11 protein-coding genes are annotated in these 12,989 nt (G+C 55.5%); 9 read left to right on the top strand and 2 right to left on the bottom strand.

Going from position 1 to position 12,989, the window contains the following annotated elements:
• Positions 1-391: 391 nt before the first annotated feature.
• The 9 genes from OGV67_RS18780 (at position 392) to OGV67_RS18740 (ending at position 11,594) form a co-directional block, all read left to right on the top strand.
• Complete coding sequence (locus OGV67_RS18780; protein WP_012134601.1) at positions 392-673, top strand: YjcB family protein; 282 nt, start codon at positions 392-394, stop codon at positions 671-673.
• Between the two features lie 156 nt (positions 674-829).
• A complete protein-coding gene (gene fecI / locus OGV67_RS18775) occupies positions 830-1,348 on the top strand; it encodes a ferric citrate uptake sigma factor FecI (RefSeq protein WP_114848698.1) in 519 nt (172 codons plus the stop codon).
• Complete coding sequence (gene fecR, locus OGV67_RS18770; protein WP_012134603.1) at positions 1,345-2,301, top strand: ferric citrate uptake sigma factor regulator FecR; 957 nt, start codon at positions 1,345-1,347, stop codon at positions 2,299-2,301. Before fecI ends, fecR begins: the two co-directional genes overlap by 4 nt.
• A 97-nt stretch (positions 2,302-2,398) precedes the next feature.
• Positions 2,399-4,714, top strand: a complete 2,316-nt coding sequence (gene fecA, locus OGV67_RS18765) for a TonB-dependent Fe(3+) dicitrate receptor FecA (protein ID WP_200051207.1) — start codon at positions 2,399-2,401, stop codon at positions 4,712-4,714.
• Positions 4,715-4,814: 100 nt separating this feature from the next.
• Positions 4,815-5,717 (top strand): Fe(3+) dicitrate ABC transporter substrate-binding protein FecB, encoded by a 903-nt coding sequence (locus OGV67_RS18760; protein WP_115615248.1) that lies wholly within the window; start codon positions 4,815-4,817, stop codon positions 5,715-5,717.
• Positions 5,714-6,700 carry an iron-dicitrate ABC transporter permease FecC gene (gene fecC, locus OGV67_RS18755; RefSeq protein WP_114848701.1) on the top strand — a complete coding sequence of 329 codons (987 nt, stop codon included), beginning with the start codon at positions 5,714-5,716 and terminating at the stop codon, positions 6,698-6,700. The genes OGV67_RS18760 and fecC overlap by 4 nt, the downstream gene beginning before the upstream one ends.
• Positions 6,697-7,653, top strand: coding sequence for a Fe(3+) dicitrate ABC transporter permease subunit FecD (gene fecD, locus OGV67_RS18750; RefSeq protein WP_049011977.1), 957 nt, complete (start codon positions 6,697-6,699; stop codon positions 7,651-7,653). The genes fecC and fecD overlap by 4 nt, the downstream gene beginning before the upstream one ends.
• Complete coding sequence (fecE, locus tag OGV67_RS18745; protein ID WP_012134609.1) at positions 7,654-8,421, top strand: Fe(3+) dicitrate ABC transporter ATP-binding protein FecE; 768 nt, start codon at positions 7,654-7,656, stop codon at positions 8,419-8,421.
• 464 nt (positions 8,422-8,885) lie between these two features.
• Positions 8,886-11,594: a cation-transporting P-type ATPase gene (locus tag OGV67_RS18740; protein ID WP_115615249.1), complete on the top strand. Its 2,709-nt coding sequence runs from the start codon at positions 8,886-8,888 to the stop codon at positions 11,592-11,594.
• Positions 11,595-11,703: 109 nt separating this feature from the next.
• Here OGV67_RS18740 and OGV67_RS18735 read toward each other — a convergent pair whose 3' ends face one another.
• Together OGV67_RS18735 and ssb1 are read right to left on the bottom strand one after the other, a co-directional pair.
• Entirely contained in the window at positions 11,704-12,135 is a 432-nt protein-coding gene (locus OGV67_RS18735) for a universal stress protein (RefSeq protein WP_012134612.1), read from the bottom strand.
• 259 nt (positions 12,136-12,394) lie between these two features.
• The gene (gene ssb1 / locus OGV67_RS18730; protein ID WP_047459655.1) at positions 12,395-12,931 is read right to left on the bottom strand and encodes a single-stranded DNA-binding protein SSB1; all 537 of its coding nucleotides are present in this window, start codon (positions 12,929-12,931) and stop codon (positions 12,395-12,397) included.
• Positions 12,932-12,989 lie beyond the last annotated feature (58 nt).

Below are 12,989 nucleotides of genomic sequence, written 5' to 3'. Positions count from 1 at the left end.
TAGGGAATATTCTAATCCAAAAGGAGTAAGAATTTTCCAGGGTTTTTTCCGATTAATGCAGAAAAATTAAGTTAAATTTCCAGGCTGGTTAATTTTCCGGCGCTAATAAAATGGTAATAAAAATACATCTTCAATAACCAGCCCCATAATCTTCCGGTATAGCCCCCTTCAGATACCCATATTTAATTTGTGGTTATAAAGCGCACAAAAAAGGGTGCCCTGCACTGGCTAACAAACAATTTATTGTGATATAGTTCACAAAAATGATGAAACAGAAACGTTGTTTCATTCAGTGTCGATGTTATGCCCGTCGATAGCCAGAGTGTACCACGCCTTCCGTGAGCAACGCCGCGCTGTCCAGGGCACCTGCTATTCTCAGAGGAAATGTTTCATGGCTACCATAACCACTGGCGTGGTTCTTCTCCGCTGGCAACTGCTGAGCGCTGTGCTCATGTTTTTAGCCAGCACGCTCAATATTCGCTTTCGTAAATCCGACTATATCGGACTCGCGGTGATCAGTAGCGGCCTTGGCGTCGTGTCGGCCTGCTGGTTTGCAACCGGGTTACTCGGCATCACTCTGATGGATGTCTCCGCAATCTGGAACAATATCGAAGCCGTGATGGTGGAAGCCATGAGCCATACCCCGCCAGAGTGGCCGATGGTGTTGACCTGATGCTGATATAAGCCTCCGCCCGGAGGCTTTTTTATTCTCTCAAAAACAGCCAGTTAACCTTTATCCCGCTAAAATCGCCGTATCATTTATTGTAATGAGAACTATTCTCATATTAACATCCCCGCCGTGATGATTAACTTTTGATACTTTTCCGCTATGCCGACTCCAGTTCAGTGCGCTCCTTTAACGTTTGAATCGCTGTATCGCGCGCATCACGGCTGGCTGACGCACTGGCTGGCGCGAAAGTTACAGTCGGCGTTCGACGCCGACGACGTCGCCCAGGACACCTTCCTGCGTATTATTAACGGTGAATCTCTGACGGCGATTCGCGACCCAAAGTCGTTTCTCTGCACCGTCGCCAAACGGGTGATGATCGACCTTTTCCGCCGCAATGCGCTGGAAAAAGCGTATCTGGAGATGCTTGCGCAGTTACCCGAAACGCTGGCGCCTTCCGCTGAAGAAAAGCAGTCGCATCTCGAAACGCTGCAACTTGTCGACAGGATGCTGGACGGGTTGAGCGCCAAAGCGAGAACGGCCTTCCTGCTTTCTCAGCTTGACGGGCTGACCTACAGCGCCATCGCGCAACGTCTGAATGTTTCCGTCAGCTCGGTGAAAAAGTACGTCGCGAAAGCCACGGAACACTGCCTGCTGTTCCGCCTGGAGCATGGCCTGTGAAAACCTCCCTCACCGATGCCCGCCGCCAGGCGCTACGTTCAGCCTCACACTGGTATGCCGTTTTAAGCGGGGAGCGCGTAAGCCCCCAGCAGGAAGCGCGCTGGCAGCAGTGGTATGAACAAGATCAGGATAATCAATGGGCCTGGCAGCAGGTCGAAAACCTGCGCTGCCAGATGAGCAGCGTCCCCGGCAAACTCGCCAGCCACACGCTGAAAGACAGCCGCCTGACGCGCCGCCACGTACTGAAAGGGTTGCTGTTGCTGGTCTGCGCGGGCGGCAGTTGGCAGCTCTGGCGATCGGAGTTGGGCGAAGGTCTGCGTGCTGATTATCGTACCGCCCGGGGGCAGACTCGCCAGCAGACGCTGGAGGATGGCACGTTGCTTTCACTGAATACCGACAGCGCGGTTAACGTGCGATTTGACGGTAGCCAGCGCCAGATCCAGCTCTGGTACGGCGAGATCGCCATTACCACCGGTAAAGACGCGCTGCAACGCCCGTTTCGTGTACAGACGCGCCAGGGCCAGCTCACCGCATTGGGTACGGAATTTACCGTGCGCCAGGACGGCGATGAAACCGTCCTTAGCGTCCGACAACATGCCGTCGAAGCGATTCTCGCCGGAGATCCGCAACAAAAACGGGTTATTCAGCAAGGTGAAACGGTGCGCTTCAGCGCCTCGCAGTTTGGCGACGTCGCATCATTGAATGACGAGTCTGCAAGCTGGACGCAAGGCGTGTTAAGTTTCAGCGACAAACCTCTGGGCGACGTCATCGCCACGCTCTCGCGCTACCGGCACGGCATACTGCGTTGTGACCCGGCCGTTGCCGGATTACGCCTGACAGGGACGTTCCCGCTCGGCAACACCGATGCCGTACTGAATGCGATCGCGAAAACACTTCCTGTGAAAATTCAGTTTGTTACGCGTTACTGGGTCACGCTGTCCCCCGCCATTTAAACGATAACGAAAAAAATTATCATTTTTATTGTCCCTTTTGCCCCGCTCGTTCGACTTCATAACTGAATACAAATAAAGAAATGATGATGGAGACGTGATGGCCTTTCATAACACAGCACCTCTGGTGATGGCGATTCGTTTAAGCCTGCTTCCGCTTGCCGGACTGGCTTCACTGCCTGCATTTGCCACGCAGTTCGATATTGCCGCCGGAGACTTAGACAAAGCACTTAATCAATACGCTGCCCGCAGCGGCATTATTATGTCAGTGGATGCTTCGCTCACGCGGGGCAAACACAGTGACGGACTGCACGGCGACTACGCGCTTGAAGATGGCCTGCGCACGCTGCTAAAGGGGAGCGGCCTACAGGAAAAATCGTTAGGCGATAACACCTGGACGCTGGAAGCCGCCCCGGTTGCCAGCGAGGACTCGTTGACCGTAGTCGGCGACTGGCTGGGTGAAGCCCGGGAAAACGACGTGTTCGAACATGCCGGCGCGCGTGACGTTATCCGTCGGGATGATTTCACCAAAACCGGCGCGACGACCATGCGCGAAGCGCTGAACCGTATCCCCGGCGTCAACGCCCCGGAAAACAACGGCACCGGCAGCCATGACCTGGCAATGAACTTCGGTATTCGCGGTCTTAATCCACGCCTGGCCAGCCGCTCGACGGTATTGATGGACGGCATCCCCGTACCTTTTGCGCCATACGGTCAGCCGCAGCTGTCGCTCGCGCCGGTCTCTCTGGGCAATATGGATGCCGTTGACGTGGTGCGCGGCGGCGGCGCGGTGCGCTATGGGCCGCAAAGCGTGGGCGGCGTGGTGAACTTCGTGACCCGCGCGATTCCGCAGGATTTCGGTATTGAAGCCGGCGTTGAAGGGCAACTCAGCCCCACCTCGTCGCAAAACAATCCAAAAGAGACGCACAACCTGATGGTAGGCGGAACGGCGGATAACGGTTTCGGCACGGCCCTGCTCTACTCCGGCACGCGCGGCAGCGACTGGCGCGAACACAGCAACACCCGTATCGACGACGTGATGCTGAAAAGCAAATATGCGCCTGACGAGGTACACACCTTCAATAGCCTGCTGCAATACTATGACGGTCACGCCGATATGCCCGGCGGCCTGTCCCGCGCCGACTACGACGCCAATCGCTGGCAGTCCACGCGCCCGTATGACAGCTTCTGGGGCCGCCGCCAGCTTGCCAGTCTGGGATATCAATACCAGCCCGACAGCCAGCACAAATTCAATATTCAGGGTTTCTACACCCGCACCCTGCGCAGCGGTTATTTAGAGCAAGGGAAACGTATTACGCTCTCACCGCGCTACTACTGGGTTCGCGGCATTGAACCGCGCTACAGCCAGAGCTTTATGATTGGCCCGTCTGCGCATGAAGTCGGCGTAGGCTATCGCTATGTCAATGAATCCACGCATGAAATGCGCTACTACACCGCAACCACCAGCGGTCAGTTGCCGTCAACATCCAGCCCTTATGACCGTGATACGCGTTCAGGAACCGAAGCTCACGCCTGGTATCTCGATGACAAAATTGATATCGGCAACTGGACCATTACGCCAGGTATGCGTTTTGAGCACATTGAATCCTACCAGGACAACAACGTTAAAGGTACGCACGAAGAGGTGAGCTACAACGCTCCGCTTCCGGCGCTTAACGTCCTCTACCACCTCACTGACAGCTGGAATCTTTATGCCAACACTGAAGGCTCGTTCGGCACCGTACAGTACAGTCAAATTGGCAAGGCTGTGCAAAGCGGCAATGTGGAACCGGAAAAAGCGCGAACCTGGGAAGTCGGAACCCGATTCGACAACGGCGCGCTGACGGCGGAAATGGGGCTGTTCCTGATTAACTTTAATAATCAGTACGACTCCAACCAGACTAACGATACGGTCACCGCCCGTGGCAAAACCCGTCATACCGGGCTGGAAACGCAGGTACGTTACGATCTCGGCGATATGACGCCCACGCTGGAAAATGTCGCCGTTTACGCTAACTACGCGTACGTTAACGCCGAAATTCGCGAAAAAGGCGACACTTACGGCAATCAGGTGCCGTTCTCACCGAAGCATAAAGGGACGCTGGGCGTGGATTACAAACCCGGCAACTGGACGTTCAACCTGAACAGCGATTTCCAGTCCAGCCAGTTTGCCGACAACGCCAATACTGTGAAAGAGAGCGCGGACGGCAGCACCGGGCGTATTCCGGGTTACATGTTGTGGGGCGCGCGCGTGGCGTATGACTTCGGCCCCGAGATGGCCAACCTGAACCTCGCGTTTGGCGTAAAGAATATCTTCGACCACGAGTATTACACCCGCTCGTATGACGACAACAACAAAGGCATCTATGCCGGACAGCCGCGAACGCTGTACCTGCAAGGGTCACTGAAGTTCTGATTGTTCATTTGTTGCCGGGTGGCGGCGTAAATGCCTTACCCGGCCTACAGAGTGACGTAGGCCAGGTAAGCGCAGCGCCATCCGGTAACCGGAGTTGACTATGTTTGCTTTTATTCGCGTTTATTTTTTCAGCCTGATCGTCCTGGCAGCGCCGGTTTTTGCCGTGACGGTGCAGGATGAACACGGCGCCTTTACCCTGAATAAAACGCCGCAACGGATTGTCGTACTGGAACTGTCGTTTGCCGATGCGCTGGCGGCGGTGAACGTCAGTCCGGTGGGGATCGCCGATGACAACGATCCCACGCGTCTGCTGCCGGAAGTGCGTCAGATTATCGGGCAATGGCAGTCCGTCGGCACCCGCGCTCAGCCGAGCCTTGAGGCGATCGGCGCGCTAAAACCTGACCTGATTATCGCTGACAGCAGCCGCCACGCAGGGATTTACGCCGCGCTGCAAGAGATCGCCCCCGTGTTGTTGCTCAAATCCCGTAATGAAACGTACGCTGAAAATCTGCAATCCGCCGCGATCATCGGGAAAGTATCAGGTAAACATGCTGAAATGCAAAAACGGCTGACGTTGCATCGGGAACGTATGCGCGCGTTTGCCGCCCACTTGCCGAAAGGGGCCAGCGTGGTATTCGGCACCTCACGCGAACAGCAGTTTAATCTGCACAGCCGCGAATCGTATACGGGCGGCGTGCTCGCTGCGCTGGGTCTGCGCGTGCCGGAGGCAATCAACTCTGCGCCAATGACCACGATTAATCTGGAGCGGCTACTGGCGCTCGATCCGCAGTGGCTGATTGTCGCGCACTACCGCCAGGAGAGCATCGTTAAACGCTGGCAGCAGGATACGTTATGGTCCATGCTCCAGGCGTCGCAACACCACCAGGTTGCCGCTGTCGATAGCAATAGCTGGGCGCGGATGCGCGGGATTTTCGCTGCGGAACGCATTGCCGGCGATACGGTGAAAATCTTTCATCACCAGACGCCTGATACCACGCAATGAGGACATTGATCATTTGGGGAGCGCCCGTACTGGCGCTCCTGGCAGCGTTCTGGCTGAGCCTGTTCTGCTACTCGGCGATCCCGATTTCACCCGTCAGTGCTCTGCATGCCCTGTTTCCTTCTTCAACGCCTCCGCTTTCGGAGGCGTTGGTGCGTAATTTACGTCTGCCGCGCAGCCTGGTGGCATTGCTGATTGGCGCCAGCCTTGCCCTGGCGGGAACATTGCTGCAAACCCTGACCCATAACCCGCTAGCCTCCCCTTCTCTGACCGGCATTAACAGCGGTGCGGCACTGGCGATAGCGTTAACCAGCGCATTCAGCCCCATGTTGCTCAGCGGGTATTCCATCGCGTTTATCGCCGCCGCAGGCGGAGGCCTCGCCTGGCTTCTGGTGATGCTGGCTGGCGGCGGCTGGCGACAGGAGCCCGACCGCAACAAACTGATTCTCGCCGGAATCGCGCTCTCCGCGCTGTGTATGGCGCTGACCCGCATCACGCTGTTATTGGCGGAAGACCACGCTTACGGCATTTTTTCATGGCTGGCGGGCGGTATTGCCCATGTGCGCTGGGCCGAGTTCTGGCAGCTCTTTCCTTTTGTTCTGGTGATTATTCCCGTCATGCTGCTGCTGGCGAACGCCCTTAATCTGCTCAACGTCAGCGATGTCGCCGCACACACACTCGGCGTAAACCTGTTTCGGCTGCGGCTTACCGTCAATATCGGCGTGCTGGTGCTGGTCGGCGCCTGCGTCAGCGTGGCGGGGCCGGTGGCGTTTATCGGCCTGTTAATGCCGCATCTGGCCAGGGCGTGGTCAGGTCACGACCAGCGTAAGTTGCTGCCGATGAGCCTGCTGATGGGCGCAACGTTTATGCTGCTGGCGGATATTCTGGCGCGAGCACTGGCCTGGCCGGGCGAGCTTCCGGCAGGCGCAGTGCTGGCGCTGATTGGCGCGCCGTGTTTTGTCTGGCTGGCAAGGAGGCGTGGATGAAAGCCTTTATTCTGCTCATCACGTTGCTCCTGCTGAGTATCACCGCGCTGCTGTCATTGCGTCTGGGCGTGGTTCCCCTGCCCTGGTCCGCGCTGATCGATGGCTGGCATACCGGTCACGAGCACCACTATGTTCTGACCCAGTATCGTCTGCCGAGACTGCTGCTGGCGATATTCGTCGGCGCCGCCCTGGCGATTTCCGGCGTACTGGTGCAAGGCATCGTGCGTAATCCGCTGGCCTCGCCGGATATTTTAGGGGTGAACCATGCCGCCAGTCTGGCAACAGTAAGCGCACTCATGCTGCTGCCATCGCTGTCGGTCGTCTGGCTGCCGCTGCTGGCATTTGTGGGCGGGCTTTGTGCGCTGATCTTACTGCGTGCGATTGCGGGTCGCTCCTCCCCCCTGCGCCTGGCGTTAATCGGCGTGGCGTTGTCGGCAACCTGGGCCAGCCTGACGGATTACCTGATGCTCTCCCGCCCGCAGGACGTTAACAACGCGCTGCTGTGGCTGACCGGCAGTTTATGGGGACGCGGCTGGTCGTTTGTGTATGTGGCGCTGCCGATAATGCTGGCGCTTATTCCACTCAGCGCCTGGTTTTGCCGCGATCTGGATCTGCTGGCGCTGGGCGATGATCGCGCCAGCACGCTCGGCGTCCCGGTCAGGCGGGCACAGCGCCTGGGATTGCTCCTCGCCGTCGCGCTGGCAGCCACCAGCGTGGCAGTTTGCGGGCCGATAGCTTTCGTCAGCCTGGTCGTGCCCCACCTGACCCGACGCCTGCTGGGAGGGCGCCATCACTGGCTGCTGCCCGGCGCTGCGCTAATCGGCGCATTTGTCTTAACGCTGGCCGATTTGCTGGCAAGGATCATTAACCCTCCCACGGAGCTTCCGGCAGGCATGCTCACCGCCATTATCGGCGCGCCGTGGTTTATCTGGTTGCTTGTGAGGATGCGCTAAATGGATATCAGATGTGAAAACCTGACTGCCGGATACGGTGATAAACGCATTCTTGACGGCCTGTCGGTTACGCTACCCGCCGGGCAGATCACCGCATTACTGGGGCCTAATGGCTGCGGCAAATCGACGCTGCTGAAATGCCTTGCCCGCCTGCTCATACCGCAATCCGGCACCTTGCACATTGCGGGTAAGCCGCTGTCGGCATTCTCACCCCGCGCGCTTTCGCGTCACCTGGCGCTACTGCCGCAACAGCACATGACGCCGGAAGGGATCACCGTGCGGGAACTGGTCAGCTATGGCCGCAGCCCGTGGCTGCCGCTGTGGGGGCGGCTTTCTCGCGACGACCATCAGCATGTCAACCGGGCAATGGCGCAGACGCACACTGACGCGCTGGCAGAAAGGCGGCTGACGGAGCTGTCCGGCGGTCAGCGGCAGCGCGTGTTTCTGGCGATGGTGTTAGCGCAGGATACGCCCATTGTATTACTGGATGAACCCACCACCTGGCTCGACATTAATCATCAGGTGGAGTTGATGGCGCTCATGCAGATGCTAAAACAGGCGGGGAAAACGGTCGTGACGGTACTGCACGATCTGAATCAGGCAAGTCGCTATTGCGATCATCTTGTCGTGCTGGCGCAGGGGAATGTGATTGCGCAAGGGCAACCTGTTGATGTGATGCAACCAGAATTATTACGCAAGGTATTTCAGGTTGATGCGGAAATTCACCCTGAACCGCTAACAGGAAAACCAATGTGTATTATTCGTTAGTCTGCTAGCCATATTTTTACCTGTCCAGAGCAGTCTGTTCATCCTGTCAGACTGCTCATCAAAAATATATTCTTATGCCCTTTATTTTTATTCTCTGTCATTAACCTTAAATATTTAAAAGTTATGTAAGGAACACTATATTTAGTGTTTTTCAACCCAGATATTTAACGAAAGCGTAGGTTGAAATCCCGCTAATTACCGCGATGATGATTGCAAAAATAACCAGTAACATCAATCGCCTACCGCTATATATTCCTAACATAATTACCTCCTTTACTAAATTTACACTTCCATCAAAACACTGAAAATATACGCTACAAGCGTTATCTAACCATCAAGATAAAATAATCTTTAACGAAACGCCATTGATTAATGTCAATAATTCAGACTCTTTATTTTAATAGTATAAGCGCGATTCAAAACATTATGCATTTTATACTTCGAGGAATTTTAAATTGACCAGAATGCCGAATAAAAATCGTCTCCATTCTGCGCCATGCGTTGAAAAAAAACCGTACCAGCAATCTGTTAACGAGGTACTTGAAAAAAAGCAGAGTCAGCCTTCCGGGCTGACGCAAAATGAAGCCAGCGCGCGCCTCGCGCAGCATGGGCCTAACGCGCTGCCAGAAAAAACAGGCAAACCGGCATGGCTACGTTTCCTGGCGCATTTCCACGATGTTCTGATTTATGTCCTGATCGCTGCGGCGGTGCTGACTGCGGTCATGGGTCATTGGGTGGATACGGCCGTCATTTTGGGTGTTGCCATTATCAACGCGCTGATTGGCCACATTCAGGAAAATAACGCGGAAAAGTCGCTGAAAAGCATCCGCAATATGCTGTCGAACTCAGCGGTCGCTATCCGCAACGGTCAACATGAAACCGTCCCCACAACCGAACTGGTGGTGGGCGATATCGTCGTGCTGCGCGCAGGCGATCGCATCCCGGCAGATCTTCGCGTTATGGAAGCCCATAACCTGCGGGTTGAAGAGGCCATCCTGACGGGCGAGTCCACCGTTGTCGATAAAACAGCCGACACCCTTACCGGCGAACTGCCGTTAGGCGATCGTAAAAATCAGCTGTTCTCCGGCACCACCATCAGCGCAGGCGCCGGGCTGGGCGTGGTTATCGCCACCGGTGAAGAGACTGAACTCGGCCACATCAACCAGATGATGACGGGCATTGAGAAGCACCGTACCCCGCTGCTGGTTCAGATGGATAAACTCGGCAAAGCCATTTTCGCCATTATCGTCGCCATGATGGCAGGACTATTTGTGTTCAGCCTGCTGCTGCGCGATATGCCGATGGGCGAACTGCTGCTTTCTCTGATTAGCCTTGCCGTCGCGGCCGTACCGGAAGGGCTGCCCGCGATCATCTCAATTATTCTGTCGCTCGGCGTACAGACGATGGCCCGCAAACGCGCCATTATCCGCAAGCTGCCAACGGTCGAGACGCTGGGTGCGATGTCCGTGATCTGTTCCGATAAAACGGGCACCCTGACCATGAATGAGATGACGGTAAAAGCCATTATTACGGCGGACAAAAATTACCGCGTTCAGGGCAACAGTTATGAGCCAATGGGCGAGATCCATACTGAGGAGAGCGACGCTGCGGTAGAGATCCTGCCCGGCAGCCTGCTGGAGAACTACCTTCGCACTATCGACCTGTGTAATGACAGCCAATTGATTCAGGACGAAAACGGTCACTGGGGCATCACCGGCGGGCCAACGGAAGGAGCCTTAAAAGTGCTGGCGGCAAAAGCACGCCTTCCCGCCATTGAAACTGAACTGCGCAGCAAAATCCCGTTCGATTCGCAGTACAAATACATGGCGACGCACCATCGCATTGGAAATGAAGAGCGCGTACTGGTGACCGGCGCGCCAGATGTGTTGTTTAAACTGTGCCAGCTACAGCAGACCGCTACCGGTACTGAAGCCTTTACGCAAAATCACTGGGAAGCGGAGATCGCGCGCTATGCTAAAGAAGGTCTGCGCATGGTTGCGGCAGCCTGGAAGCCAGGGCGTGCAGAAGCCGCCTCTCTCACCCATGAGTGCCTGAATGACGGCCTGATCTTCCTGGGCATCGCAGGTATGATGGACCCGCCGCGTCCAGAGGCCATTGACGCAATCCAGGCCTGCCAGCAGGCGGGGATTCGCGTGAAGATGATCACCGGCGATCACCCGCAAACGGCCATGAGTATCGGCGGCATGCTGGGGATTCATAACAGCACCCACGCGGTAACGGGCTACGAACTGGAGCAGATGGACGATGCGGCATTAGCCGAAGCTGCTGTCACTTACGACATCTTTGCCCGCACCAGCCCTGAACATAAACTGCGTCTGGTGAAGGCGCTGCAAAACAAAGGCGAGATTGTCGGTATGACCGGCGACGGAGTCAACGACGCTCCCGCGCTGAAGCAGGCGGACGTCGGCATCGCGATGGGCATCAAAGGCACGGAAGTGACAAAAGAAGCCGCGGACATGGTACTGACGGACGACAACTTCGCCACCATCGCCAGCGCCGTGCAGGAGGGGCGTCGCGTTTACGACAACCTGAAGAAAACGATTCTGTTCATCATGCCCACCAACCTGGCACAGGGTCTGCTGATCATCATTGCCCTGTTGGCTGGGAACCTGATCCCGCTCACGCCGGTACTGATTCTGTGGATGAACATGGCGACCTCCGCCACGCTGTCGTTCGGGCTGGCATTTGAAGCCGGTGAGCGCAACATCATGCGACGCCCGCCACGCCAGAGTAATGAGAACGTCATGGATGCCTTTGCTATCTGGCGCGTCGGTTTTGTCGGAACATTAATTGCGGCCTGCGCCTTTGCGCTGGAAGCCTGGTTGCAGCCTCGCGGCCACAGCCCGGAGTTTATCCGTACCGTGCTGTTGCAGACGCTGGTCACCGCACAGTGGGTATATATGCTCAACTGTCGGGTTTCGGATGGTTTCTCGCTGGGACGCGGGCTGCTGATGAATAAAGGCATCTGGATGGTCAGCGGCATTCTGTTGCTGTTACAAATGGCGATTATCTATATGCCTTTCATGCAGATGCTGTTTGGCACAGAAGCGCTGCCGCTGCGTTACTGGGGCATAACCTTCGCTATCGGCGCAGTGCTGTTCTGCATTGTGGAGATAGAGAAACCGCTCACCCGTAAATTCCGCCGGAAATAGCCGGCGGTTCACCGCGAAGCAAAAAGCCTCCCGTAGCGGAGGCTTTTTTTTGCCGATGGGGGAGGCATTTTGTAGGCCCGGTAAGCAAAGCGCCACCGGGCATGGCAGATTAACGAATGACCATCACCGGAATTTTCGCGTATCGCAAAATATTCGCCGCAGCCGAACCGAGCAAATGCGTTGCAATACCCGGCTTGCGCGAACCGATGATAATCATCTCGGCGTTATGCGCTTCTACCGCGTTATTTACTTCATCACGAATATTGCCATGACGGACTTCAAAACGAATATTCTCCAGCGGCGTTTTGAATTTTCTCGCAAGGTTAAGCATTTTTTCTTGCGCGTCATTCGTCATGTATTCCTCGTATTTTCTGATATCCGAGGCAAAACCACGCATTGGGGAGGTACCCAGTTTAGGGAACACATGCAGCAGATGGATCACGCCGTTTTCTTTGTCCACCATATGATCAGCATAGGCAATGGCTTTGTCAGAGAGATCCATCGCCAGAATATCAACGGGCATTAAAATAACTTTATTCATGATGATTTCCTTAAGTTAGCTGACAGGCCAATCACATATCCCTGAAAAGACCTGGCAAGATTCAGCATTCATTCGACCAAAATAACGGGGGAATAATAATCAATAATACCCTGTCTTTTTTGATCATAAGCAAGAAAGGAAATAACCCATAAAGTCTGTAGATATATTTACGTCCGGTGACAAAACTGACAAGCCTGCTATTTAATTGCACGCTATTTCAGCCAAAAAAAGCTCCCGTGAAGGGAGCTTTTTTAATTCATCAGAACGGGATGTCGTCGTCGAAATCCATTGGCGGTTCGTTAGACGGTGCCGGAGCGGATTGTTGCTGCGGACGGGACTGCGCGCCGCCGCTGAACTGGTTACCGCCCTGCGGTTGCTGAGGCTGACCCCAACCGCCCTGCTGCTGACCGCCGCCCATATTGCCGCCAGCCGGAGCGCCGCCGCCCTGACGGCCACCCAGCATCTGCATGGTGCCGCCAACGTTGACCACCACTTCAGTGGTGTATTTGTCCTGACCGGACTGATCGGTCCATTTACGGGTACGCAGCTGACCTTCAATGTAAACCTGAGAACCTTTACGCAGATATTCGCTGGCCACTTCCGCCAGTTTGCCGAACAGCACAACGCGGTGCCATTCCGTCTGCTCTTTCATCTCACCGGTCTGCTTATCACGCCAGGATTCGGAAGTAGCCAGCGTAATGTTGGCAACTGCGCCACCATTTGGCATGTAGCGTACTTCCGGGTCCTGGCCCAGATTACCGACGAGAATCACCTTGTTTACGCCTCTGCTGGCCATGATCGAGTCTCCTGAAAAACGTTTCTGAATAAGTGTAAACGCGCGATTGTAGCATTAC

The organism is Citrobacter sp. CK188, from assembly GCF_030333525.1.
Taxonomy (GTDB): Bacteria; Pseudomonadota; Gammaproteobacteria; order Enterobacterales; family Enterobacteriaceae; genus Citrobacter_B; species Citrobacter_B koseri.
The sequence above is the reverse complement of the archived record's forward strand: the minus strand, read 5'-3'. Positions and strand labels throughout refer to the sequence as shown.